Below are 23,699 nucleotides of genomic sequence, written 5' to 3' on the forward strand. Positions count from 1 at the left end.
AGGCCCCGTTCGGAGCCCTTTTAATATGTTATAGTAAGATTTTTCTATTAATTCATCCGGTAAGGCGCGATCAGATAAAACTCAGGAATTTGTACGTTAAAGGTGCCATTATCCACCATACGCACCATCTGGTATTCACCTTTCATACTGCCCATGTCTGTTTTCAGGTTGCAGCCCGATACATACTCATGAGTGCTTCCTGGTTCAATAACAGGCTGCTGGCCAACCACACCTTCGCCTTCTACTTCACGTTTTGCCCCATTTGAGTCGAAAATTTCCCAATGCCTGCGTAATAATTGCACAGAACTATGTCCTACATTTTCGATGCTTATTTTATAAGCAAACATATAATGATCATTTGCCGGATTAGAATATTCTGGCTGGTAAATAGTCTCTACTGAAACTTTAACACCGTCGGTAATGGTTGTGATCATGAGCTTATCGTGAATGAATTTCAAATATATGTTTATCAAAACAAATATTACGCCATTTCTTCAGAGTAACGTTCGGCCACCTCAAATAATATTTCCAGCACCTCTTCCACACTGGCTGCAGTGACTAATTTCATGCGGAACTCTTTAAAATGATCAACTCCCTTAAAATAATTGGAATAGTGTCTGCGCATCTCAAAAAGGCCTGTTTTCGGTCCTTTCCATTCAATCGATTTCTCTAAGTGAGTCTTGCAAACCGCTATGCGTTCGGCAATTGTGGGTTTGTCAAGATATTGTCCTGTTTTAAAAAAATGTTTTATTTCGCGGAAGATCCAGGGGTATCCAATGGCTGCACGACCGATCATCATGCCATCAACTTCATATTCTAAGCGCCAATCGGCAGCTTTTAGCGGTGAGTCGATATCGCCGTTTCCGAAAATGGGGATTTTTATCCTCGGATTTTTCTTTATATCGCGGATTAACGCCCAATCGGCTTCTCCCTTATACATCTGCGAACGGGTGCGACCGTGAATAGTGAGGGCTTGTATGCCCACATCCTGCAAACGCTCGGCAACTTCGTACACATTTTTAGTATTGTCATCCCAACCCAGGCGGGTTTTCACAGTTACCGGCAAGTGAGTAGCTTCTACAACGGCTTTGGTCATCGCCACCATTTTGGGAATGTCCTGCAATAAACTTGCACCGGCGCCACGACAGGCCACTTGCTTTACAGGGCAGCCATAATTAATGTCCATCAGATCGGGATTAACCTCAGTAGCGATCTCGGTTGCTTCGCGCATGTGCTCGATGTCACTGCCAAATATTTGTATCCCTATCGGGCGTTCGTATTCAAAAATGTCGAGCTTCTGTCTGCTTTTTGCTGCATCACGTATCAATCCTTCCGATGAAATGAACTCGGTATACATCATATCCGCACCGTTCTGCTTGCAGACGTAACGGAAGGGCGGATCGCTCACATCCTCCATCGGCGCCAGCAGCAGCGGAAATTCCCCGAGATCAATATTTCCAATTTTTACAGACATCTTTATCTTTATCCGCTGCAAAAATACGAATTTAGCGCCAAAATATGTCAGACGTTCCTCACAACCCCATCCCGCATAGGCACATACACCCAGGTTACCAGTTTCTGGCCGTTGTTGGTTTATTATTATTGGCGCTTATCGTCGGCAGTTTTATCGGGATGATCTTTATAGCGGCGAAGTATGGATCTCAAACACTGACAGATATTTTACAGGCAAATCTTACAGCCCCGAATGTGTCTGTATCGCTATGGATACTACAGTTTTCAGGAACAACCTTGCCAATATTGGCAACGCCGCTTATATTTTCCTACTTTATTGTGCAGGAACCGGATGCGTACCTGAAAACTAACTTCCACTTTCCGTGGTTGCTCATCGCCATTGTTTTTGTGACGATGATGCTTTCCAATCCGCTCATTGAATTCCTGAGTAACCTGAACGAGAAAATGGTGTTACCAAAGTTCCTGAAAGGTGTACAAGATTGGATGCGAGAAAGCGAGGACCAGACCAAAAAGCTATCAGATGCCATGATGGCAATGAATTCATTCTCTGCAATGATATTCAACTTGTTGTTTATTGGTTTGCTGACGGCTATTGTTGAGGAAGTATTATTCCGCGGATGCCTGCAAACCATATTCGTCCGGTGGACAAAGAGTAAACATGCTGCCGTTTGGATCGTGGCCATATTATTCAGCGCTTTCCACATGGAGTTCTTTGGATTTTTACCAAGACTGTTTTTGGGGGTACTTTTTGGATATTTTACCGCCTGGAGCGGCAGCGTTTGGCCATCCGTTTGGGCGCATTTTGTAAATAACGGAACCATTGTGGTGATCACCTACCTGGCAAGTCAAAAAATGGTAAATGTGGATGTGAATGACGAGCATATGTTTAGTAATGTCATTTATGCAGTGAGCCTCGTGATAACGATCGCATTGCTGTATTTTTATCATTATATTGCAGTAAAAAGGAAGATTTCAGATCATGGAGAAGAACTGGGTTAGAATTTTTACAACCTTTAATTATTACCAGGCCGAAATTGTGAAGCAGGTGCTTACTGAAAATGAAATCGATACCGTTTTATTAAACAAACAAGACTCTTCCCATCGTACCTTTGGTGACATCGAAGTATATATTCATCAGCAGGATTTTAGTAATGCCATCGAAATTATGATCCTGAACCAAATCAATTTATGAAAACACGCGCCATAACCGGCTTTTTCTTTGTTATTGTAATGCTTGGCTCCATGTTATTGGGGCAATATGTGTTCGGCGTATTTTATTTGTTGCTGAGCGCTTTTGCCTTGTACGAGTTTTATGGATTGGTAAAGCAAAGCGGCATTCAACCAAATATCCTAAGTGGGATATTAAATGGCGTATTGATCTATACTGCATTTTCACTCGTTCACACACTGCTGCCTGATGCGTTTAAATATGTATTCATACTTGCGCTTACTTTGAGTTTGATCTTCTTCCAGGAATTATATAAAAAGTCAGAAACACCATTCACCAATATCGCCTATACCATAATGGGCATTGTTTACGCGATCATCCCTTTTACATTTTTCCATGCTTTAGGATTTTTGGGGACTTCGTTCAATTTTCATGTTCCGCTGACATTTCTCGTTATGCTTTGGGCTAATGATACCGGCGCTTACCTGAGCGGTTATTTTTTCGGGCGCACAAAGCTGTTCGAGCGTCATTCGCCTAAAAAAACATGGGAAGGATTTATTGGTGGTGTATTGGTCGCAGCTGTTGCGGGATATATTTTAAGTAATTTCTATCATGAATTCTCCTGGGACAAATGGGTGATCATGGCTGTACTAATAGGTTGCTTCGGTACGCTGGGTGACCTGGTGGAATCGATGTTTAAGCGCAGTATCAATATTAAAGACTCAGGCGGCATATTACCAGGGCATGGCGGACTGCTTGACAGGTTCGACGGCCTTTTACTTTCGGCACCAATTGTTTATGCGTACCTCTACTTAATTTCAAATTCTTAATTTTGCAGAAAATCTGATAAAATGACTATCCACAAAGAAGGTTATACCTCCATTGCGCTGTGTGTGCTGTTTATATTCGTAGTAAACGCCGTCATCCAGTTTTACTACCCTGACGCACATACACTGAGATGGATCGTATATATATTATCGTTCGCATTGTTTATCATCATCCTGCAGTTTTTCCGCAGCCCACATTTTCATATCAACTTGGATGAAACACAGGTGCTTTGTCCTGCAGATGGTAAAGTAGTGGTGATTGAAGAAACTGAAGAATCAGAGGTATTAAAGGACCGTCGTATACAGATATCGGTATTTATGTCACCTATCAATGTGCATGTAAACCGTAATCCAATAGCAGGTGTGGTAAAATACTTCAAATATCACCCGGGCAAATATTTGGTAGCCTGGCACCCGAAATCATCCACTGAAAACGAGCGTACAACCATTGTGATCGAAAACAGCAAAGGCGTATCAGTTCTGTTCAGGCAAATTGCCGGTGCAATGGCCCGACGCATTGTATGGTATGTAAAAGAAGGTGATAAAGTAGACCAGGGCGCACAGTTCGGATTTATTAAATTTGGTTCGAGAGTGGATGTTTTCCTGCCTTTGGGAACCAAGATCAATGTAGGTTTAGGCGAAGTAGTAAAAGGCGGTCGTACCGTGTTGGCTACGTTGGCAGAACCAGTGAAAGTAAAGGAAGAATCAGTGGCTGTGGAAGAGGTTGCAGCCCCCAAAGCTAAGACAACCAAGAAAAAAGTATAAACCCGTCTTTGCGAGGAACGAAGCAATCTCTACATAGGACATTCAATGGAACGTAATTTTGTAATTGAACGTTCATTAAGAGATTCTTGCTCCCTGATTTGCATAGTATAGAGATTGCTTCGTTCCTCGCAAAGACGTTAAAAGATATCACGAAAAAAGCCCCGATGAATTTCATCGGGGCTTTAATATTTTCAGTACACTTAAGATTATACTCTTTTTGATTTGATACGGGCTGCTTTACCGGTCAGATCGCGCAGGTAGAACAATTTAGCACGACGAACTTTACCGTAGCTGTTAACCTCAACCTTGTCAATATTTGGCGAGTTGATTGGGAAAATACGTTCAACACCGATACCGTTTGAAACTTTACGTACAGTAAAAGTTTCGTTGTTACCTACGCTGTTGCGTTGGATAACCACACCCTGGTAAACCTGAATACGTTCTTTGTTACCTTCTCTGATTTTATAGTGTACGCTAACAGTATCACCCGCTTTGAACGCAGGAAGTTGCTTTTTTTCTACTGATTGCTCTTCAACAAATTTTACTAAATCCATGATTTTAAGCTCTTAAAAGCGATTTTTAGCCCGTAAAAATCGGATTGCAATAATAGGGATTTTATTTCTAAATAAAAAACGGAATTGAAAAATTTCCACAAATCGTTTTTCTATCCACAATTTACGGAAAAGAGGGATGGTCCCAAACACGTATCTGACGATTTACTTTAATAAATCCGGTCTTCTCGTTTTGGTCCGCTCCACAGCCTGTTCAAAACGCCATTTTTCTATTTCGGGAGTATTGCCGCTTAAAAGGATATCTGGCACCTTATGACCATTCCAATCGGCGGGGCGGGTGTAAACCGGGGCATCTAACAGATCATCCTGAAAAGAATCAGACAGGGCAGAAGTTTCATCAGACAATACACCCGGTATCAGCCTAATTACTGCATCCACCAAAACAGCTGCAGGCAATTCACCACCGGAGAGAACATAATCACCAATAGAAATCTCACGGGTTACGAAAATATCGCGGATGCGCTGGTCGATGCCTTTATAATGGCCACAAAGAATAATGACGTTCTTTTTTATGGATAATTGATTGGCGATCTGCTGGTTCAGCGTTTCTCCATCCGGCGACATGAAAATGATCTCGTCGTATTCTCTCTCAGACCTAAGTTGTTCGATGCACCGGGCAAATGGCTCGATGGTCATGACCATGCCACTACCGCCGCCATAAGGGTAATCGTCAACACTTTTTTGCTTGTTAGTGGCATAGTCGCGCAGGTTGTGCACATGTATTTCGGCAATGCCTTTTTTCTGCGCCCGCTGCAAAATAGAATGAGCAAAAGGGCTTTCGAGTAAAGAAGGCAATACCGTGATCAGATCAAAGCGCATGGCGCAAAGATAATGTGCAGATGTGCGGATTTCAAATGTGCAGATTATCTATATAATCTAATCTTTAAGCGGGTTCTTGATATAAGCCAAACACATTCCCAAACGGATCGCTGAAACGGGCAGTAATCTCAGGTGCATCCATACCGATAGGTTGAACGATTTTTCCGCCATTGGCAATTACTGCGTCTATGGTTTCTTCTACGCTATCCATCATTACATAAACCATTAAGCCCGGTTCGGTAGAGGGTTTATATTGATTGGTCCACATGCCGCTTACTACGCCCACACCGTCATCAAAGGCTGCATTTCCATGATTATCGCTGCGGATTGGCCAACCGAATACAGCTTCGTAAAAGTTAGCTGACTTTGGAATATCATCAGCCGGGATCTCGACATAACATATTTTGCCATTGCCTCCGCCGGGATGCTGATATAAACCAAGCAAATTCCCGAAAGGATCATTAAACCAGGCGATGACCTCGTGTTCAGTCAGATTCATCTGTTTGATGATGAGGCAGCCGCGGTCAGTGATCTTTTTCACTGTATCGGCTACATCATCTACCATAATGGAAACAATAAACCCGGCTTCGCTATGCTTTTTGCGACCGGTTACCCAGGTGCCGCTCACTTCATTAATACCGTCATCAAAAGCGAGGTGGCCGTCTCCGCGTTTACGGGTTTTCCATCCGAATACTTTGCTATAAAATGCGGCTGATTTTGCAATATCATCGGCAGGAATTTCTACATAGCATATTTTACCGTTGCCCAAGGTTGGGCCATTTTCATTTTCCATATTTTCAGGTTGAATTTTAGCAGCAAGATCAATACTTACACCTTGCACGAGTTCGATGCAATTCTGAGCCGCCAGTCCGCGTGCCAGCTCAGAGGTTTGCGGCGGATAAAGCCATATGACTTTTGCATTTAATGGCAGGACATGATTTTCTATAATGCCGGGCAATTCCGCTTCAGGACGATAAATGTGAACAATATCTACTTTTTCGGGCGAATCATCTAATTTTTCGAATGAAACATAAGCCTCATCATTAACCGGTAAAATGCTCAGCCCTTTGGTATTATTCGGCTCCTCCGTCAAAAGGATAGCCTCAGAATATCCATCAGGACTGTAGCTAAATACAATAAACCCTGTCTTCAGCAAAACATAGGGCAGATCAATATTTGGCCAATCGATCAAAAGAATGCTTTTTGATTCACTGAGCAATTGTTGTGCTTTGGTATTTTGTGACTCTGCCATATGCTTTAATTAAAACTTAGTAAAATCCTGATTCTTGGCTCTTGATTCTTGCGTCTAATCCCCTTCTTCTAAAATAAAGATTTCTTCCAGCGGTTTGTTGAACACTTTTGCAATTTTTAGCGCCAGCACTGTTGAGGGCACGTATTTGTTGCTTTCAATAGTATTAATGGTTTGTCGCGATACACCCACAGCCTCGGCCAGATCGGCTTGTGTCATGTCTTTTATGGCGCGTTCTATACGTATGGTATTTTTCATAGCCTATCCCTCGTTGCTTAATGAACGGTTGAGCCGCCAGATCATCCACCGGAACCGTACTATGAAAAATAACAAAGGCACCCAGAAGTCGAGTTCAAGGATATGTCCTATATCTTCAATGAATACCAGGCTGGCGATCAGTATGATATAATTGATAAAGATGGCCCAGCGCAATGAGTCGAGCCGGATATGCCATATCTGTTCGTCCTCGATCTTCTCTTTCGCAAAAGCTACCAAAAACAGCCCCGAAGACATTACCAGGGTGGTACAAATAAAAAACAGGTGTTCGCCGGAAAAAGGGCCACCGTTGGTTGGTTGCGCATCCATAATATTGACCATGCCATGCGACTTGCCAAGCATGCTAAGCGGCACATGCAGTATAACAAGTCCCCAGCCTAAGTAGCGGCACCAGTATGGAAAAAGGAAACGGGATTTCATTTTTGTAAAGTTTGATTTACCAAATGTAAAACAAATTGGACAAATGTCCAGTGTGTTTGACAAAATATTTTATATACTTAATAGGAGTTACTATTGAGGTAATAACATACAGGGATAAAAGAATAATTGTAACCGAAAAGAGAAATACTATGAAAGAGTAAGCCTTACAAAAGGACTTGAGTAGATAATTAGGATCGCCAAGAAAAAGATAGGAATAACTCAATTGGTTAGCCAAAAAATTACCCTATACTGGTGAGTATAGGGCAAATATCACATTGATGATAAAAATCATCAATTTTAATATACTATAAACTCTTTACTTTAAAGAATTTACTATTTAACTATAATATCCATGTTTATAGGGAGTTATGGTGCAAATATAAAATTAAATTTAACAGAAATTGTTTTTTTAATTTGAACTTATTATTGATCTACTGATATAATTTCTTCTATTTTGAACGTATTTCCACTCAGAAAGTTGCCTTTCTTGATTTCATTAATATGTTTATATGACTTGGTTCTGACGACCGAAAAACCAGTCAATGAATGCTTTGCTATTACCTCGAATGTAATAAACTTTTTATCGCTTATATGATGTTTTAAATTATCAAAGGTTGAAAACTGCGCAGCATAATCAGTACGACTATTAAGTCTTTCTTCTTTTATAAATATATCTTGCCATAAATGCTTTAAATTCAATTTGTGCAAGACCCATTGATAATTTTTGCGCAAGGTGACTTCTTCATGGGTAATATCTTCTCCATTTTGTGAAGATACATTCTCACACATGAATACTCTGACCTGTACATCATATATTCTATATACCCAAGATCTGTTAATTATTTTAAATGAGTATAACTGTTTATTTATCCCATTTACCTTACTATAAGTACATGCGATTTTATCAGCAATCTTAATACTTGGTTTAAACCTGCTTATAATTAGCAAAAAAAGTGCCGATGCAATAACTCCGATTATTAATGCAATTAAAGAGTTTTCTAATGAAATAGCAGTCAATTTTAATTGAATTGGTTTTAAGGTTGCGGCAATATACAAACATTATTAAAATAAAAATACCGTGAAAACACCCAATTTTCAAAGAACTAAATATTATAATTAGACGCGTTTCGCGATGATGTGTTACAAACCTAAGGCTAAAATTAACCAATAAGAAACATCAAGTTACTTACACTTGTTAGAAAATCAATAAGATATTCAAATATACGAAGCAGTACGGATAATCGTGATGACACCATTATGTCAGTCCAGCTAAAAATTCTTATCCATTTATTAGATAGTGTCCAATGTATTGACCAAATATTTTGGTAACAGAAAAAATACGCCCACTACCCAATTGCGCGGCTTATCCCTTATATTAGTAGAGTAATTTGCTTACTGGCTCTACCTTAAGCAAATACCCTTTATAGCCGTACCGACAGACATTTATTTATTCAGCCACATCAGATGCTTCATAAATGATAAGATATATCGGCATTATTTTATTAACCTTATTCAATATCACTAAACCTGATCAGGAGCTTTATACTTCTAAAAACGTACATATAACCCTCTTTTCCAAGGCCCTTATAGAAGATATAAAAGCCGTAACACAGTCAGGTGTATCCGTATTCAACGCCACCACGGGCGAACTGGATTTTAGCGTAAACATATCCACCTTTCAATTCGAGAAGGCTTTTATGCAGCAGCATTTTAACTCGGATTATATGGAGAGCGACAAGTATCCGAGGGCCATTTTCAAAGGAAAAATACAGGAGCATATTGATGTGGCAAGGGAAGGCACCTACCCGGTAAATGTCACCGGCGACTTAACTGTGCACGGAATCACTCAAAAAAGAACCATCCAGGGCAACGTGACCATAAAAAATGGCATTGTAAGCATGGCATCAGAATTTATGGTGAAATGCGCCGATCATAACATCGATATACCCCAGATTTTATTTTATCATATTGCCGAGAGTATTAAAGTGACGGTTTCGGCTACTTACAATCCTTATAAAAACATTCCATAAATAGATTTGACAGATGAAGAGCTTATTTACATTATTATTCTTTCTAACGATCAGTACCGGGTTGATGGCACAGGTCACCACTACCGACTCTCTTTTCAACTCCATGAGCAGTGATAAACAGCATGGGCCGGTTACCATTTTTGAATCGCCGAGACTTATTTTGACGCAGTCGACTGAAGTGCTCAAAAAGAAAAACTTAAGCGGGGTGTTTGTACACCGCTTTGGTGATATTGCAGGTGATTTGGGTGGTGGCAGAACACTATTCGGGCTCGATGCCATAGCCGATGTCTATATTGGACTTGACTATGGACTAACCAATGACCTGAATGTTGGCTTTGGACGAAGCACGATACCCAACGGCGGCGGTTTGGTAAGTGCAGAATTAAAATATGCCTTGCTGCGCCAGACAGCTGATGATAGCTCGCCGCTGGCCATATCGGTGTTAGGCCAGGCAGGCGTTAGACCGTACAATTCTTATAATTCTTTGGGCGACCGGATGTCCTATTTTGCGCAGGCGCTCTTTGCACGTAAGTTTTCGCATTCCTTTTCCTTCCAACTAGCGCCATCCATTTTGTATGAAAATCAGCCGGAACCTAATGTGCCCGGGAATGAGAATACGATCTTCTCGGTTTCGGCCACAGCAAAATTAAAAGTGACCAAGCTGATGAGCGTCGTGGTTGATTATGTCCATCCGTTTTCTTCTTTCAGGAATAATAATGTCGGCTATAGTGATCCTTTGGGTGTCGGTATACAGTTGGTGACCGGCGGACACGTATTTACGGTTAACGTATCAAATGCCAGGGCAATCAGCGAGATGAATTATTTAACCAATTCGGGATCAGATTTTGCAAGGGGGCAATATCGCTTAGGTTTTACGATTACCAGGACGTTTGATTTCAATCACAAGGAAAAGTATAACCCGAAGCGATAGTAAAACTTTATGCAGATTGCTCGATTACGCCGATTTCATCGACTTTTTCGTTGTTTTGTCTTAGAACCATATCCAGCTCAACGGAGGATATTTCCAGCAGGCGCAGGAATTCTTCTCTTTCGCTGTCACTGGCTTCTTTAAGTAAGGATACCAGGCCCATGATAGAACACAGTGGTTTGCGAAGCTCGTGAGAGTTTGACCAGGCAATCTGCATCAACGCTTCGTTGGATGTTTTGATGCGCTGATATGCTTCCTGCAGTTTTCTTTCTTTTTCGATCAGCTCGGTAATGTCCGTTGCCATTACCAGGTTGCAGTTTTGATCCTGGAACAATACCGGGTACGAAACGATGGATACCATAAAGGTCTCACCGTTCGACTTCACATGCTCTTTTATACTGGACAAGCGTGCTTCGCTTTGAAAATCTTTTAAATATTCGCTAAGTATGTTATCACCTTCAACAGAATGGATCTTATCAGCAGTAATTTTCAGAAATTTTTTACGGCTGTATCCATACTTCTCAATGGCAGCGTCATTTACTTTAACAAATTCCAGCTTCTCATTATATATCCAAAGAGGGTTGGGGTTTGACTCAAATAACTGACGGTATTCTTCTTCCGATTTAGTCAACTTCAACTGCTGCTTTTTGATCTTCACATATAACACGTAACACATGATAATTACGAAGATCAGGTCATTCAAGCTCCGATACGAATCCTGTACATGTGGCGCAAGATGGCGGTAAAATAAGGTAATGATAGGGTTGCTAAATAAAGCCCAGCAGATACCGATCACCAAAAAGGACAAAGGAATACGTGCTGATTTGAGCATTTTTAGTATGAATTATAAAATTTTTATAAACCATTTTACGCAGATCATTTTATTTGGTTTAGTTTTTTATTTATTACGATAATAACCGCCAACCTACAGAATGACAATTGATTAAATTGTGTATTTTTAGGCAAAACCTTAAACCATAAAAAAGCTATTATTGCCTTCTTGTTAGCGGTAACATCCAATGTTTATTCTATAAAAAAATGTAACTTTGAGAAGCTAACTAACCCTTATGTTATACCTAAATCTTAAATTCCAATGAGATCCGTTAAGCACTTAATTTCTGCTTTTTTTATCATTACTCTTGCTGTAAACTTTTCTGGCTGTAAAAAAGATAGTAAAGTAAAGTCACCAAAAATCGACACGATAACAACTTATACAGTTACAACATTTGCGGGTAACGGAACGGAGGGATTTGTTAATGGGCCTGCAGGTTCGGCAAGTTTCAATCTTGCAAATGATGTGGCAGTAGATAAAAGTGGGAATGTATACGTTGCGGACGTAGGCAATTTTGTGGTAAGAAAGATTTCTACTGACAGCATAGTCAGCACATTCGCCGGTAGCGGTCAAACAGGTTATAATGATGTTCAGGCGGGTTCCGCGCATTTCGATGGTCCTTCAGGCTTAACAATTGACAACGCGGGCAATATTTACGTGGCAGACGCTGTCGGCGGTACGATAAGAAAGATAACACCGGATGGATATGTTTCTACTATAGCCGGCGGGGATGGTATTTACATTTTTTATATTCCCAAGAGCCTTACTGTAACAGCCACCGGGGATATTTATGTTGCGGATACTTTTCATCATCTTATTCAAAAAGTTAGTCCGGGCGGTTCGGTAACTGTATTTGCCGGTTCCGGAAATCCCGGTTCGGCAGACGGTTTAAAAACGGCGGCTAGTTTTAACTATCCAAGCGCCATCGTAAGCGATAAGGATCAAAATTTATATGTTGCTGATGCCGGTAATAATACCATAAGAAAAATCACCCCTGATGGTATGGTAACAACATTAGCAGGAAATGGAATCGCGGGTTTTGCTGATGGAAAAGGTTCGGCCGCGCTTTTCAAATACCCGCAGGGTATAACAATTGATGGGGATAATAATTTGTATGTTGCAGATGGTCAAAATAATATGATAAGAAAGGTTGATCTGAATGGTAATGTAACAACGATCGCTGGTTCAGGAAGCCCGGGGCATCAGGACGGTGTGGGAAGACAAGCAACATTTAATTACCCTCTTGGACTTTCGACTGATGCGTCCGGAAATATCTATGTTGCAGATGATAATGGCAGGATCCGCAAAATAACTGTCACCAAAAAGGTTGTTGTAAACTAATAAAGAGGTTTTATTTATAAATCAGATGATCTGACCGGTCTTTGTTGATATGAATTGCCAACTAACTCAGGTAAATATCAAGCAACCCTTCCGGCAGATCAACATAAACCTCACCGCCTTCCAGGTCGATGCCTTTGATGATAGTCTCATTTAGCGGGAACAGTACTTCTTTATTTTGATAGTGAACAGTAGCGATATATTGATGCGGCAATTCCTGCACCTTGAGTATTTCGCCCAGTTCGCCTTCGTTCTCATCAATTGCTATAAAACCTTTCAGATCTTTTAGGGTAAACTCGTTCTTTTTCTTTTTTGGCTTGAGTTTGTTGGACAGGTAAACGTCTTTTTTTACCAGTTTGGATGCTTTTTCAATGGTATCCACATCTTCCAGGAAAAGCCAGGCGGTGTTTTTCTGGTATTTAACCGATTGTATAAAATAAGGCACCAGTTTACCGGCTATGTCAAAAAACACAGCGGTGAAGTTGATATCCTGCAGGTGCTCAAAGTCGACAAATAGTTGCAGTTCGCCTTTTAACCCCCGGGTTTTAATGATGGTCCCTATTTTGAAATGGTCTTTCATATGTGTAATTTCTTACTCTTGTCGCTCGTATATTGACTCACCCGATCATTGCTTCGCTCGACCACCCTCTCTTTGCTGCGCAAAAAGAGGGAATTATTATTTGGCTCCCCTCTTTGCGCCGTAGGCGGAGAGAGGGGCAGGGGTGAGTCAACTCTACGCCATGCTAACAAACAAAAATAGCGAAGCGTTTTTGACCACTTCGCTATTCGTTAAGCTTTTTATAAGATTACTCTGCGCTTTCAGCTTCTGCTGATGCATCAGCTTCGGTTTCAGCAGCAGGTGCCTCAACTTCTTCTTCTGCAGGAGCTTCAACTTCCTCAACAGGAGGAGCGTTTTTAGCAGCAATTGCAGCAGCTTTTTCTTCTTTCTTTTTAGCTTCAGCAGCAAGTGCAGCTTTACGTGCGTCTTGTTTTGCTGTAGACAGGCTTTCTTTTTTACCGGTGATCTTGCCTTCTTTCTGATCAAGCCATGCCTGGAATTTAGACTCAACTTGCTCTTCGGTCAAAGCACCTTTTTTAAGGCCGCCCTGTAAGTGTTTTTTGTACAAAACGCCTTTGTATGAAAGGATAGCACGGCAGGTGTCGGTAGGCTGAGCACCATTGTTTACCCAATCAAGAGTTTTGTCAAAATTAATGTCAATTGTAGCAGGGTTGGTGTTTGGGTTGTATGAACCTAAACGCTCAATGAAGCGGCCATCTCTTGGAGCACGCGCATCTGCCACTACGATATAGTAAAAAGGTTTTCCTTTTTTACCATGTCTTTGCAGTCTGATTTTAGTTGCCATTTTAAAGTTTTATGTGTTCAACATTATCCCCGGAGTCTCCTTCTGCGGGGATGCAAAGGTAGAAAAATTTATTTTAATTCCTAAATCTTATAATCAATTAAATAATAGGCGGTTTTCTAAAAAAATTTATCAATTTGTGGGCATATAATTATGACAAACAAAATACGCATCGCCATAGATATGGACGAGGTGATAGCCGATACCATCGACAAGTTCATTGAGTTGTATAAACTTCGCCACGATACGGTTATCCGCCTCGATGAGATGGATGGAAAAGAGTTTAACGAAGTACTGCCCGAAGACATAAAGGCAACCCTTAAAGCCTACATCCATGAGCCAGGTTTCTTCCGCGACCTGAAGGTAATGCCTGGTGCCCGTGAGGTGGTGAAAGAATTGTGCGATAAGTATGATGTTTATATCGTTTCAGCCGCTATGGAGTTTCCTAACTCGCTGATCGACAAATACAACTGGCTGGCCGAGCATTTTCCTTTCATCAGCTGGAAGAATATTATTTTCTGCGGAAATAAGATCGTTGATACACAGATTATGATCGATGACCGTATCCGCAATTTTGTTGGATTTAAAGGGCGCACTTTATTGTTTTCATCGCCGCATAATCATTTTGTCACCGAATACGAGCGGGTAAATACCTGGAAAGAAGTTGCTGATAAATTATTATGAGATTGATAGCCAGACAAAAAATAGATACCTTTATAAAGCTGCCAAAACATTGTAACAATACATATGCTGAATAGTATTCTTGCGGCGTTGAACGATTGCGTTTGGGCTTTTGATGCAGACACACAGAAATACCTGTTCATTAGTCCGAGTATTTATACTGTTACAGGTTACCAGGCAAAAGATTTTCAGAAAAACATAAACCTCTGGGACGAGATTATCGATCCCCGCGACCACGACGACCTATCGGCGCCAAGCCGGAAAATGGACAGCAAAGAACTGACCGAGCGCACTTACCGCATCATTGATAAAGGCGGAAAGGTAAAATGGATTCAGCACAGAAAGCAGCACATTACCGATGAGCAAACCAATCACCAGGTTATCCTCAGTGTAATAGTTGACGTTTCCTATCAAAAACAGATCAGCTTTAACCTGAAGGAATCACTGGGCGATTTTAGCATGTTGTTCCACAACAACCCCACTCCCATGTGGATTTACGAGCTGCCCACGCTTCGTATTTTGAAGGTGAATGATGCTGCGCTAAAGCATTATGGATATAGTGAAGAAGAATTTTTGTCGATGACTATACGCGATGTCCGTCCGCGCTTTGATCTGGCTAAGTTTAATAATTACCTGTATCAAAAAGCCATTCCCGAAAGCAGTTTGCACGGATTTAATAACGCAGGTGTTTGGCGGCATGTGAATAAAAAAGGCGAGATTGTTTATGCTGAAATAACGGGCCACGAGATAAAATATGATAATCACAGCTGCCGTATCATTATTGCTACCGATGTGACTGAGAAGGTATTGCAGCAGGAGGCTTTGAAGCGCCGTGAGCAGTTCCTGACTTCACTGGTTGATTCGCAAACTAATTTCCTGGTGCGTATTGATGCGGATTACAATTTCACCTTTGCCAATAGATGGTTTTTCAAAACACTGGGATATAAGGAAAAAGAAATTATCGGCGCTCCTTTTTCAAAAACGGTTTTGCCGGATGAATATGAACTGTGTGAACAGGCGTTCAAAGCTTGTATCAAAAATCCGGGCAAGGTGATCAGCCTGAAACATAGAAAGATCGATACAGAAGGCAACAGCCATTGGATGAAGTGGGAGTTTATTGCCATCCTGGATGAAAACGGCGAAGTATCCGAACTGCAGGGCGTGGGACAGGATGTGACGCAAAATGTTGAGATTGAAAAAGAGGTGAAGAAAGCATCCGAAAAACTTAACAGCTTTGTCGAGAGCATTACCGATGCATTTTTTATAGTAAACAACGACTGGAAGTTTATACGTGTAAATACTGCTTTTGAGAAAATAACCGGTAAGTCTCGCGAGGAAATACTGGGTTCAGTAATATGGGATATTTTCCCGGACATCATTGCTACCGAATTTGAAGATGCTTACCGCAAAGCGATGAACGGGGAGATAAGCGTTCAGTTTACAGAATATTTTAAGCCGCTGAGCAAATGGTTTAATACGACGGTATACCCTGCAAGCGAGGGCCTCACTGTGTTTATGCGTGACATCACTTATGAAATGCATGTGCAGGAAGAAATCCTTTGGACTAAAAATAACCTGGAGGCGCTGATCAACAATACTGAAGATCTTACCTGGTCCATAGACCGTGAAGGCAAGTATGTTTATATGAACAGCGCTTATCGAAAACGGATAATGGATGCTATTGGCGTAGTTCCGGAAGACGGTGATAATGCTTACCTGCATTCTGGACCTACTGATGAGATCAATTCCGAATGGCGGTCATATTACCAACGGGCTTTCGATGGCGAAAGATATGTGATCAGGCATGAAAGCATCAACCCTAAAACCCAGGAGACCGAGCATTTCGAAGTAAGCTTTAACCCGATTTATAAAGGCAAAAAGGATAAAATTATAGGTGTTGGCTGTTTTGCACGTAATATTACCGAAAGGCTGAAGACCGAAGAAGCCCTGATAGATCAGAACGAGCGCCTGAAAAATATTGCCTCGCTAAGCTCTCATGAATTGCGCAGACCAGTTGCCAGTATGATAGGACTACTGAATATTCTGGATAGGGAAAACTTCAGTAACCCGGAGAACAAACAGATCATGGATCACCTGCATACGGTAACGCAGGAAATAGATGAAGTGATACGCGTGATCGTCAATAAAACTTTTATCGATTCGCGCTTTAACTTATAAGGATAGCATTTCTACTATTCTTATCACATTAGGATCGATATCTGTGTGGTGTTTTATAGCGTGTTCAAACGGCGTGAACATGACCTCGTTATTGATCAATCCAACCATTTCTCCCCGATAACCCATTTTTAATGCTTCAACAGCAGCAACGCCTGTGCGGCTTGCCAATACCCTGTCCATGCAGGTTGGTTTACCTCCGCGCTGAATGTGACCAAGGATAGAAACACGTGTATCTAAATGAGGAAATTTCTCTTTTACCTTGCGGCCGATCTCAAAAGCACCGCCTTCTTCGTTCTCACCTTCGGCAACTATAACAATACGCGAAGTTTTGTCTTTACGGCCATTTTCCAACCTGTCGAACAGACTGGCAAGGCCGGCTTTTCTTTCGGGGATCAAAATATGTTCAGCGCCTGATGCGATACCGGTGCGAAGAGCGATCATGCCGGAATCGCGGCCCATTACTTCAACAATAAAGAGGCGGTCGTGCGATTCAGCAGTATCTCTGATCTTGTCTACTGCGTTAATAACCGTATTGATAGCCGTATCATAACCGATGGTAAAATCGGTGCCGGTCATGTCATTATCGATGGTGCCCGGTAAACCGATGATCGGAATATCAAATTCTTCACCAAATACAGTGGCCCCTCTGAAAGTACCATCACCGCCGATGCCTATCAAAGCATCCACACCGAAACTTTTTAAATTTTCATAAGCAGTTTGGCGGCCTTCTTTGGTGCGAAATTGCTCGCTGCGGGCAGTTTTAAGAATAGTACCACCCTTTTGAATAATATTTGAAACCGATCTGCGGTCCATCGGGAACAGATCGCCTGTGATCATTCCTTCATAACCCCTGCGGATGCCGGTAACTTTAATGTTGTAGAATAAAGCTGTACGTACAACTGCCCGTATGGCAGCATTCATGCCCGGCGCATCACCGCCCGAAGTATAAAGCCCGATATTTGTTATGTCAGCCATTTTTGGTAGTATGGCGGATTAGAGCCCGCCCTGCAAATAGTAAACGCAAAAAATCTCATCGAAATATGATTCGTGTTACAATGACACTATCATTTTTCAGCGCGAATTTACATTTATTTTTGGCTCTGCGCTATTTTTTGTAAGCATTGATGCCGCTTTCAAGGAATTTTATGTAGCTGGGGATGACATAATCTGCCGGCGAAGGCTGTATATCATTACCCTGATTATCCTTCAGCAGGTTACCATTACTATCCAGCATTACATACAATGGTTGAGCGTTTGCGTTAAATCTTGACAATTCTAAATCAGTCCACTTACCACCCATCGTTGTAATTTTTTTGCCGCTGTAACTTGATACAAACTGTTCTTTAGGGTCTAAATCACTTTTGTCATCAACCACTAATTGCAATAACACAAAGTCATCACGTAAGTGCTTAAACACAACAGGATCTGTCCACACTGTATTTTCCATTTTACGGCAATTCACACAAGCAAAACCTGTGAAATCGATCAAAATAGGTTTATGTAACTCTTTAGACACCTGGAGTGCCTGATCATAATCATACCAGGCATCAAGCCCTTTCACTCTTAACCGTGTATAACGGTCTGCGTATTTTCTTTCTTTGATGGTTGTTGCCTGGGTAGAAGAAGGTGCACTGCCAACGTCAGGAGTTCGTGATAAATCAAAATCCTGAGTAGCCGGTGGTGGTAAGAAAGCGCTTATTGATTTTAATGGTGCTCCCCATAAGCCGGGTATCATATAGATGACGAAAGCGAAAACTACGATGCCCATAAACAAACGAGGTATCGATAGATAAGGAGTGTCGCTGTCATGCGCAAATCGGATTTTGCCAATAAGATAAAGCCCCATCAAAAATCCGATCGCAATCCACAATGACAAAAAGACTTCACGATCAAGCCAATTCCAATGATATGCGAGGTCAACATTTGAAAGGAATTTTAGCGCAAATGCGAGTTCAAGAAATCCTAAAATAACTTTTACGCTGTTCAGCCATCCGCCAGATTTAGGGAGGCCTTGCATTATTGAAGGGAATAGGGCCGAAACGGCAAATGGTAACCCCAATGCTGTCGAGAACCCAAGAAGGCTTACCATCGGCGCCAGTCGATCTCCATCGCGAAATGCACTTGCTAAGTCTCCGGCTACAACACCTGCTGTACATGAAAACGATACAACAACCAACGTGAGAGCCATAAAAAATATTCCGATGATGCCGCCTTTATCAGACAGGGTATCAACCTTATTTACAAGAGAACTTGGTAATACAATTTCAAATGCACCGAGAAATGATATACCAAATACGACCAGCAATGTAAATATGATGATATTAAATGCGCCGTTCGTTGCAATATTATTTAAAGTATCGGGGCCGAAAATGATGCTGAGCACCATTCCAAGTGATACATAAATTATTATGATCGAAAGCATATAAAACAATGCAAACCCTGCTGCCTTTAGTCGGGTGCCACCTATTTTTAGAAAGAAACTTACCGTTAAAGGCAATAGCGGATAAATGCAAGGCATAAGAAAAGCTGCAAATCCTAGGGCTAATCCAATCAAAAACGTCTGCCAAAGTGTTTTGGGGGGCTCAGGCTTTGCAACAGCCTTATTTTGTGTAGCAGGCTTTGCCTTTGCTGCCTCAGCAGCAGCTTTTTTTCGCATGGCAATACTGTCTGCCGCAGTGGGAATATCCGTAAACTGCACATCACTGGTAGAAACTGTGTCAGCCTGCTTTTTTTGAAAGGCATGTACCTGGTTAGTTCCAGCAAACGATAAAACAATTACCGCAACAAGGGCTAACCATATGGTTTTTATATAGCTTTTTGAGATCGAAGATGTCATTTTCAATAAGGCTTTTATTTACCTAATGGAATTGAAAAGTCTACATCTTCCGGTGGAAGGCATTTTTTGTCGTTACAGGTCATGTATTCCAGCTGACCTTTTATTGCTGACACATTGCCTTTTAATTTTATTTTTTGCTGAAATGTAACCGTTTTTTCAAAATAGGTTACATTCATTTTGAAGGCTTCTTCGTATTTTTTTATGGGAGTGGGTTCAGAAACTGTTCCCGCTAGAGCGTATTCTTTCGATGGGGTAAATTTAAATGACGTTTTTATCGGACCGCCATCGCCAACATTTAATGAATAAATGTGCCAGCCGTCCTGTATAGTGGCTCGTAAAAACACTACGGCTTCCTTGTCATTCAGTTTCTTTGCCGCATATGACCATTTCACCGGCGACTCTATTTGTGCATATGAGGCCGCACTGATCAGCAATACGGTCATCAAAAGCAATAGTTTTTTCATTTCTTGTTTAGTTTATTAGTTCACTTGTTCATTAGTTCATTGGTGATCGAACTAAATTTATTTGTTTAAAAATTCAATTTCTTTCTGGGTGTATTTTGAAGTGCCTGAGCTGCTGTTCACCAAAAGAACGCCATCGTCCCTCACATTCTCAATTATTCCTTTAAATATCTGTCCATCGGCTTTGAACATTTTCTGCTCATTTAGCCAATATAGTCGGGCAAGATAATCTTTCCTTACAACATCAAAATGACCCGCCTTAAGTTTAAGATAGACCACTTCAATATTTTTGCAAATGTCCGACAATATTAACTTTAATTCGTAATCCCTGAGTAAGATTTGTTTTAACGACACTGCATTAGGTACTTCTAACGGAAATTTCTCCTGGTTAATATTCAGGCCGATACCAATTACAGAATTTTTAATTTTTCCGCCCTGCACCATATTTTCTATTAGTATACCACCAAGTTTGCCATCAGCATAATAAATATCATTTGGCCATTTTATTTTCAGCTGATCGCCCAAAAGCGGTGATAATGCATTAATAACACCTAAACTTACAGCACGGGTCAGATCAAATTGCTGGCTGAGAGGTAGAAAAACCGGGTTGAGCAAGATACTAAAAGTCAGGTTTTTACCGTCTTCACTATGCCACCGGTTCTGCTGCTGACCTCTTCCCGCATACTGGCTTTCTGCCATAATGACCGTTCCTTCGGTAAATGGCTTGGAATTTGACAGTGAATTCTTAAGGAAATTGTTGGTTGAATCAATTTGTTTAATTGTGATTAAATTTTGTCCAACAAATAATCCCGAAAATATGTTATTTTGCAATGTATTATAATATAAACTAGATTGTTCAAAACTAATTCTTTTTGATGGTAAAAAACAAAGTGCTAAGTGAGTCCGCTTATCTTTCTGAACTGGCTATATACGGTATACAGGAAAAAAAGGGAAATGATATTGTTAGGTTAGACCTTCGAAATATATTTAGTTCGGTATCTGATTACTTTGTGATTTGCCATGCCGATTCGTCCACACAAGTAAAAGCTATAGCTAACAGCGTAGAAGAAGAAATTTTTAAAGCAACACAACAGGAGCCGTGGCGCAAAGAAGGCCTTGAGTACGGAGAGTGGATACTGCTGGATTATATAGATGTAGTAGTACACATTTTCAGAACCGACAAGCGCGAATTTTATGGCGTAGAGGACCTGTGGGGCGACGCTGAAATCAATTTTTATAAAAGCGCCTGAAAAAACTCAGTCACAGAATGGTAAAGACATGCGTCTTGTACCCGGTTCCCCTAACAATTTTTAAATTAATGATCGTAAGTTTGATCTAATAAATAGAGATGAAAGATAATAAATCAGAGAGTCCGAAACCTATTCGGAAGATACCTAATAAAAAAATGGCCCCCAAGCCACCAAAATTTAATATTATGTGGCTTTACGCCATAGTTATTTTGGTGCTGCTGGGTGTTGGATATTTGTCAAGCAACCCTGTTATAAAAACTATAAGCTATCAGCAGTTTGAATCACAGATACTTAAAAATCATGATGCCGAAAAACTGGTTGCCTATAAAAACGGCGACCTGGTTATTGTAGAAGTTTATATTAAGAAAGAAGCGCTTAATAAACCCCAGTATAATGATGTGCGCGATCAAAAGTCGTTCACAGGCAGCCCAAGTAATGGTCCGCAGTACCAGTTTACCGATGCTTCATACGAAAGCTTAAAGCAAACGGTAGCTGCTGCTGAAAAAGACCTTCCGGACGCGCAAAAAACACCTATCGAGTTTACTCAGCACGAAAGCCTTTTAGGGAACTGGTTGGTGCAGGGTATTATTATGGTGGTATTATTTGCAGCCGTATGGATATTTATTATGCGCCGTATGTCGGGTGGTAGCGGAGGCGGTCCGGGTGGCCAGATATTTAATATCGGTAAATCAAAAGCTACCCTGTTTGATAAAGAAGCTCAAGTATCCGTTACTTTTAACGATGTAGCCGGTTTGGAAGAAGCTAAACAGGAGGTAATGGAAATTGTCGATTTCCTTAAAAATCCTAAAAAATACACTAACCTGGGTGGTAAAATACCTAAAGGTGCATTGCTGATAGGTTCGCCGGGTACAGGTAAAACATTGCTGGCAAAAGCAGTAGCCGGAGAAGCACAAGTGCCTTTCTTCTCGCTATCGGGTTCCGATTTCGTGGAAATGTTTGTGGGTGTTGGTGCATCACGTGTGCGCGATTTGTTCCGCCAGGCAAAAGATAAAGCGCCATGTATCATATTTATCGATGAAATTGATGCTATTGGTCGTGCCCGGGGTAAAAACAATATCGTAGGCGGTAACGACGAACGCGAAAATACACTGAACCAATTGCTGGTTGAGATGGATGGTTTCGGTACCGATTCGGGTATTATCATCCTGGCAGCAACTAACCGTCCTGATGTATTGGATTCGGCTTTATTGCGCCCGGGTCGCTTCGACAGACAGGTATCTATCGATAAACCCGACCTGCTTGGCCGCGAACAGATATTTAAAGTGCACTTGAAGCCGGTTAAACTAGCCGAAGGTGTTGACGCCAAAAAATTATCTGCTCAAACACCAGGTTTTGCAGGCGCGGAAATTGCCAACGTTTGTAACGAGGCTGCCCTGATAGCTGCCCGTAAAAATAAAGAGGCCGTTGATATGCAGGATTTCCAGGATGCTATCGACCGTGTGATTGGTGGTTTGGAGAAAAAGAACAAGATCATATCACCTGAGGAAAAACGTATCGTTGCTTATCACGAGGCTGGTCACGCTATTGCAGGCTGGTTCCTAGAGCATGCTGATCCACTGGTTAAAGTTTCTATTGTTCCGCGTGGTGTAGCTGCCTTGGGTTATGCCCAGTATCTGCCTAAAGAACAATTCTTATATACTACCGAGCAATTGGAAGACGGCATGTGTATGACATTGGGCGGAAGAGTGGCCGAAGATATTACATTTGGCAAGATCTCAACCGGTGCACAGAATGACCTTGAAAGGATCACAAAATTGGCTTATGCCATGGTGACCATTTATGGTATGAACGACAAGGTGGGAAATATATCCTTTAACGATACACAAGGAGAATATCAGTTTAACAAGCCATATTCAGAAAAGACTTCTGAGCTGATTGATGCCGAGGTACGTAACCAGATCACGCTGATGTACGATCGTACCAAAAAGCTGCTTACCGATAAGCACGAAGGCCTTGAAAAACTGGCAAACAAGCTGTTGGAAAAAGAAATTCTATTCCAATCGGATTTAGAAGAAATATTAGGCAAGCGCCCATTCGACCATCGTACTACTTATGACGAATTTGTAAATGGTCCGGAAGGTGGCAACCAGGATGCTGCCGCAGGAAACCTGGTACACGAAGGCGTCGCCGATCATTCAGGAACATTCAACAGAAATCCTGAAGAAAAGGAAGCGAAAAGCGATAAAGCGTAATTTTAGTTCTAAGTCGAAAGTC

At 41.3% G+C, this 23,699-nt stretch carries 26 protein-coding genes; 11 read left to right on the forward strand and 15 right to left on the reverse strand.

The features are described from left to right. Window positions 1-47 precede the first annotated feature (47 nt). Both apaG and dusB read right to left on the reverse strand, forming a co-directional pair. Window positions 48-434 carry a Co2+/Mg2+ efflux protein ApaG gene (apaG, locus tag VIM89_RS10740; RefSeq protein ID WP_488156148.1) on the reverse strand — a complete coding sequence of 129 codons (387 nt, stop codon included), beginning with the start codon at window positions 432-434 and terminating at the stop codon, window positions 48-50. 47 nt (window positions 435-481) lie between these two features. Then, a complete protein-coding gene (gene dusB / locus VIM89_RS10745) occupies window positions 482-1,474 on the reverse strand; it encodes a tRNA dihydrouridine synthase DusB (protein WP_488156149.1) in 993 nt (330 codons plus the stop codon). Between the two features lie 44 nt (window positions 1,475-1,518). Here dusB and VIM89_RS10750 point away from each other — a divergent pair, with 44 nt between their 5' ends. The 4 genes from VIM89_RS10750 to VIM89_RS10765 are packed head-to-tail and all read left to right on the forward strand — an operon-like array spanning window position 1,519 to window position 4,233. Beyond that, a complete protein-coding gene (locus VIM89_RS10750) occupies window positions 1,519-2,472 on the forward strand; it encodes a CPBP family intramembrane glutamic endopeptidase (protein WP_488156150.1) in 954 nt (317 codons plus the stop codon). Further along, window positions 2,453-2,665: a putative signal transducing protein gene (locus VIM89_RS10755; RefSeq protein WP_488156151.1), complete on the forward strand. Its 213-nt coding sequence runs from the start codon at window positions 2,453-2,455 to the stop codon at window positions 2,663-2,665. The genes VIM89_RS10750 and VIM89_RS10755 overlap by 20 nt, the downstream gene beginning before the upstream one ends. Next, window positions 2,662-3,471: a phosphatidate cytidylyltransferase gene (locus tag VIM89_RS10760; protein ID WP_488156152.1), complete on the forward strand. Its 810-nt coding sequence runs from the start codon at window positions 2,662-2,664 to the stop codon at window positions 3,469-3,471. Before VIM89_RS10755 ends, VIM89_RS10760 begins: the two co-directional genes overlap by 4 nt. A 21-nt stretch (window positions 3,472-3,492) precedes the next feature. Further along, on the forward strand, window positions 3,493-4,233 hold the full coding sequence (locus VIM89_RS10765; RefSeq protein ID WP_488156153.1) for a phosphatidylserine decarboxylase family protein: 741 nt from the start codon (window positions 3,493-3,495) through the stop codon (window positions 4,231-4,233). A gap of 206 nt (window positions 4,234-4,439) precedes the next feature. Here the strand turns inward: VIM89_RS10765 and rplS are convergent, their stop codons facing one another. From rplS to VIM89_RS10795, 6 genes are all read right to left on the reverse strand, one after another. After that, window positions 4,440-4,787, reverse strand: a complete 348-nt coding sequence (rplS, locus tag VIM89_RS10770; protein WP_302902842.1) for a 50S ribosomal protein L19 — start codon at window positions 4,785-4,787, stop codon at window positions 4,440-4,442. A gap of 162 nt (window positions 4,788-4,949) precedes the next feature. Then, entirely contained in the window at window positions 4,950-5,624 is a 675-nt protein-coding gene (gene trmD / locus VIM89_RS10775) for a tRNA (guanosine(37)-N1)-methyltransferase TrmD (RefSeq protein ID WP_488156154.1), read from the reverse strand. Window positions 5,625-5,688: 64 nt separating this feature from the next. Then, window positions 5,689-6,876, reverse strand: coding sequence for a VOC family protein (locus tag VIM89_RS10780; RefSeq protein ID WP_488156155.1), 1,188 nt, complete (start codon window positions 6,874-6,876; stop codon window positions 5,689-5,691). A 54-nt stretch (window positions 6,877-6,930) separates the two neighbouring features. Next, window positions 6,931-7,131, reverse strand: a complete 201-nt coding sequence (locus tag VIM89_RS10785; protein ID WP_488156156.1) for a helix-turn-helix transcriptional regulator — start codon at window positions 7,129-7,131, stop codon at window positions 6,931-6,933. Window positions 7,132-7,134: 3 nt separating this feature from the next. Next, window positions 7,135-7,569: a hypothetical protein gene (locus VIM89_RS10790; RefSeq protein WP_488156157.1), complete on the reverse strand. Its 435-nt coding sequence runs from the start codon at window positions 7,567-7,569 to the stop codon at window positions 7,135-7,137. Window positions 7,570-7,992: 423 nt separating this feature from the next. After that, a complete protein-coding gene (locus VIM89_RS10795; protein ID WP_488156158.1) occupies window positions 7,993-8,625 on the reverse strand; it encodes a hypothetical protein in 633 nt (210 codons plus the stop codon). Between the two features lie 419 nt (window positions 8,626-9,044). Between VIM89_RS10795 and VIM89_RS10800 the strand changes: the two genes are divergently transcribed. Continuing rightward, window positions 9,045-9,599: a YceI family protein gene (locus VIM89_RS10800; RefSeq protein WP_488156159.1), complete on the forward strand. Its 555-nt coding sequence runs from the start codon at window positions 9,045-9,047 to the stop codon at window positions 9,597-9,599. A gap of 13 nt (window positions 9,600-9,612) precedes the next feature. Then, window positions 9,613-10,530, forward strand: a complete 918-nt coding sequence (locus VIM89_RS10805) for a DUF5777 family beta-barrel protein (protein ID WP_488156160.1) — start codon at window positions 9,613-9,615, stop codon at window positions 10,528-10,530. Window positions 10,531-10,537: 7 nt separating this feature from the next. Here the strand turns inward: VIM89_RS10805 and VIM89_RS10810 are convergent, their stop codons facing one another. Continuing rightward, window positions 10,538-11,359: a PAS domain S-box protein gene (locus tag VIM89_RS10810; protein ID WP_488156161.1), complete on the reverse strand. Its 822-nt coding sequence runs from the start codon at window positions 11,357-11,359 to the stop codon at window positions 10,538-10,540. A gap of 261 nt (window positions 11,360-11,620) precedes the next feature. On the opposite strand from VIM89_RS10810, the gene VIM89_RS10815 reads away from it, so the two are divergent. After that, window positions 11,621-12,700, forward strand: coding sequence for an NHL repeat-containing protein (locus tag VIM89_RS10815; RefSeq protein WP_488156162.1), 1,080 nt, complete (start codon window positions 11,621-11,623; stop codon window positions 12,698-12,700). Between the two features lie 61 nt (window positions 12,701-12,761). On the opposite strand, the gene rimM is transcribed toward VIM89_RS10815, so the two are convergent. Beyond that, window positions 12,762-13,277: a ribosome maturation factor RimM gene (rimM, locus tag VIM89_RS10820; RefSeq protein ID WP_488156163.1), complete on the reverse strand. Its 516-nt coding sequence runs from the start codon at window positions 13,275-13,277 to the stop codon at window positions 12,762-12,764. A gap of 226 nt (window positions 13,278-13,503) precedes the next feature. Then, a complete protein-coding gene (locus tag VIM89_RS10825; protein WP_488156164.1) occupies window positions 13,504-14,061 on the reverse strand; it encodes a 30S ribosomal protein S16 in 558 nt (185 codons plus the stop codon). Between the two features lie 150 nt (window positions 14,062-14,211). Between VIM89_RS10825 and VIM89_RS10830 the strand changes: the two genes are divergently transcribed. Next, complete coding sequence (locus VIM89_RS10830) at window positions 14,212-14,742, forward strand: 5' nucleotidase, NT5C type (RefSeq protein WP_488156165.1); 531 nt, start codon at window positions 14,212-14,214, stop codon at window positions 14,740-14,742. Window positions 14,743-14,805: 63 nt separating this feature from the next. Then, window positions 14,806-16,917 (forward strand): PAS domain-containing protein, encoded by a 2,112-nt coding sequence (locus tag VIM89_RS10835; protein ID WP_488156166.1) that lies wholly within the window; start codon window positions 14,806-14,808, stop codon window positions 16,915-16,917. Here VIM89_RS10835 and pfkA read toward each other — a convergent pair. The 4 genes from pfkA to VIM89_RS10855 form a co-directional block, all read right to left on the reverse strand. Continuing rightward, on the reverse strand, window positions 16,912-17,892 hold the full coding sequence (gene pfkA, locus VIM89_RS10840) for a 6-phosphofructokinase (protein WP_488156167.1): 981 nt from the start codon (window positions 17,890-17,892) through the stop codon (window positions 16,912-16,914). The two genes, VIM89_RS10835 and pfkA, sit on opposite strands and share 6 nt — an antisense overlap. A gap of 130 nt (window positions 17,893-18,022) precedes the next feature. Continuing rightward, a complete protein-coding gene (locus tag VIM89_RS10845) occupies window positions 18,023-19,753 on the reverse strand; it encodes a protein-disulfide reductase DsbD family protein (protein WP_488156354.1) in 1,731 nt (576 codons plus the stop codon). 14 nt (window positions 19,754-19,767) lie between these two features. Beyond that, the gene (locus tag VIM89_RS10850) at window positions 19,768-20,217 is read right to left on the reverse strand and encodes a protein-disulfide reductase DsbD N-terminal domain-containing protein (protein ID WP_488156168.1); all 450 of its coding nucleotides are present in this window, start codon (window positions 20,215-20,217) and stop codon (window positions 19,768-19,770) included. Between the two features lie 57 nt (window positions 20,218-20,274). After that, complete coding sequence (locus VIM89_RS10855; RefSeq protein ID WP_488156169.1) at window positions 20,275-21,045, reverse strand: biotin--[acetyl-CoA-carboxylase] ligase; 771 nt, start codon at window positions 21,043-21,045, stop codon at window positions 20,275-20,277. Window positions 21,046-21,089: 44 nt separating this feature from the next. Between VIM89_RS10855 and rsfS the strand changes: the two genes are divergently transcribed. Both rsfS and ftsH read left to right on the forward strand, forming a co-directional pair. Continuing rightward, entirely contained in the window at window positions 21,090-21,464 is a 375-nt protein-coding gene (gene rsfS, locus VIM89_RS10860) for a ribosome silencing factor (protein WP_488156170.1), read from the forward strand. Window positions 21,465-21,562: 98 nt separating this feature from the next. Next, window positions 21,563-23,677 (forward strand): ATP-dependent zinc metalloprotease FtsH, encoded by a 2,115-nt coding sequence (ftsH, locus tag VIM89_RS10865; protein ID WP_488156171.1) that lies wholly within the window; start codon window positions 21,563-21,565, stop codon window positions 23,675-23,677. Window positions 23,678-23,699: the final 22 nt, after the last annotated feature.

This window comes from Mucilaginibacter sp. (genome assembly GCF_036568825.1).
In the GTDB taxonomy this organism is placed as follows: domain Bacteria; phylum Bacteroidota; class Bacteroidia; order Sphingobacteriales; family Sphingobacteriaceae; genus Mucilaginibacter.

Bases quoted from the DNA above. Each gene is read 5' to 3' on its own strand.
- VIM89_RS10845 (WP_488156354.1), bottom strand. From the start codon at position 19,753: ATGACATCTTCGATCTCAAAAAGCTATATAAAAACCATATGGTTAGCC.
- VIM89_RS10790 (WP_488156157.1), bottom strand. From the start codon at position 7,569: ATGAAATCCCGTTTCCTTTTTCCATACTGGTGCCGCTACTTAGGCTGG.
- VIM89_RS10800 (WP_488156159.1), top strand. From the start codon at position 9,045: ATGATAAGATATATCGGCATTATTTTATTAACCTTATTCAATATCACT.
- VIM89_RS10750 (WP_488156150.1), top strand. From the start codon at position 1,519: ATGTCAGACGTTCCTCACAACCCCATCCCGCATAGGCACATACACCCA.
- VIM89_RS10850 (WP_488156168.1), bottom strand. From the start codon at position 20,217: ATGAAAAAACTATTGCTTTTGATGACCGTATTGCTGATCAGTGCGGCC.
- dusB (WP_488156149.1), bottom strand. From the start codon at position 1,474: ATGTCTGTAAAAATTGGAAATATTGATCTCGGGGAATTTCCGCTGCTG.
- VIM89_RS10830 (WP_488156165.1), top strand. From the start codon at position 14,212: ATGACAAACAAAATACGCATCGCCATAGATATGGACGAGGTGATAGCC.
- VIM89_RS10835 (WP_488156166.1), top strand. From the start codon at position 14,806: ATGCTGAATAGTATTCTTGCGGCGTTGAACGATTGCGTTTGGGCTTTT.
- trmD (WP_488156154.1), bottom strand. From the start codon at position 5,624: ATGCGCTTTGATCTGATCACGGTATTGCCTTCTTTACTCGAAAGCCCT.
- pfkA (WP_488156167.1), bottom strand. From the start codon at position 17,892: ATGGCTGACATAACAAATATCGGGCTTTATACTTCGGGCGGTGATGCG.
- rsfS (WP_488156170.1), top strand. From the start codon at position 21,090: ATGGTAAAAAACAAAGTGCTAAGTGAGTCCGCTTATCTTTCTGAACTG.
- rimM (WP_488156163.1), bottom strand. From the start codon at position 13,277: ATGAAAGACCATTTCAAAATAGGGACCATCATTAAAACCCGGGGGTTA.
- VIM89_RS10765 (WP_488156153.1), top strand. From the start codon at position 3,493: ATGACTATCCACAAAGAAGGTTATACCTCCATTGCGCTGTGTGTGCTG.
- VIM89_RS10815 (WP_488156162.1), top strand. From the start codon at position 11,621: ATGAGATCCGTTAAGCACTTAATTTCTGCTTTTTTTATCATTACTCTT.
- VIM89_RS10780 (WP_488156155.1), bottom strand. From the start codon at position 6,876: ATGGCAGAGTCACAAAATACCAAAGCACAACAATTGCTCAGTGAATCA.
- VIM89_RS10825 (WP_488156164.1), bottom strand. From the start codon at position 14,061: ATGGCAACTAAAATCAGACTGCAAAGACATGGTAAAAAAGGAAAACCT.
- VIM89_RS10760 (WP_488156152.1), top strand. From the start codon at position 2,662: ATGAAAACACGCGCCATAACCGGCTTTTTCTTTGTTATTGTAATGCTT.
- VIM89_RS10810 (WP_488156161.1), bottom strand. From the start codon at position 11,359: ATGCTCAAATCAGCACGTATTCCTTTGTCCTTTTTGGTGATCGGTATC.
- ftsH (WP_488156171.1), top strand. From the start codon at position 21,563: ATGAAAGATAATAAATCAGAGAGTCCGAAACCTATTCGGAAGATACCT.
- VIM89_RS10755 (WP_488156151.1), top strand. From the start codon at position 2,453: ATGGAGAAGAACTGGGTTAGAATTTTTACAACCTTTAATTATTACCAG.
- rplS (WP_302902842.1), bottom strand. From the start codon at position 4,787: ATGGATTTAGTAAAATTTGTTGAAGAGCAATCAGTAGAAAAAAAGCAA.
- VIM89_RS10805 (WP_488156160.1), top strand. From the start codon at position 9,613: ATGAAGAGCTTATTTACATTATTATTCTTTCTAACGATCAGTACCGGG.
- VIM89_RS10785 (WP_488156156.1), bottom strand. From the start codon at position 7,131: ATGAAAAATACCATACGTATAGAACGCGCCATAAAAGACATGACACAA.
- apaG (WP_488156148.1), bottom strand. From the start codon at position 434: ATGATCACAACCATTACCGACGGTGTTAAAGTTTCAGTAGAGACTATT.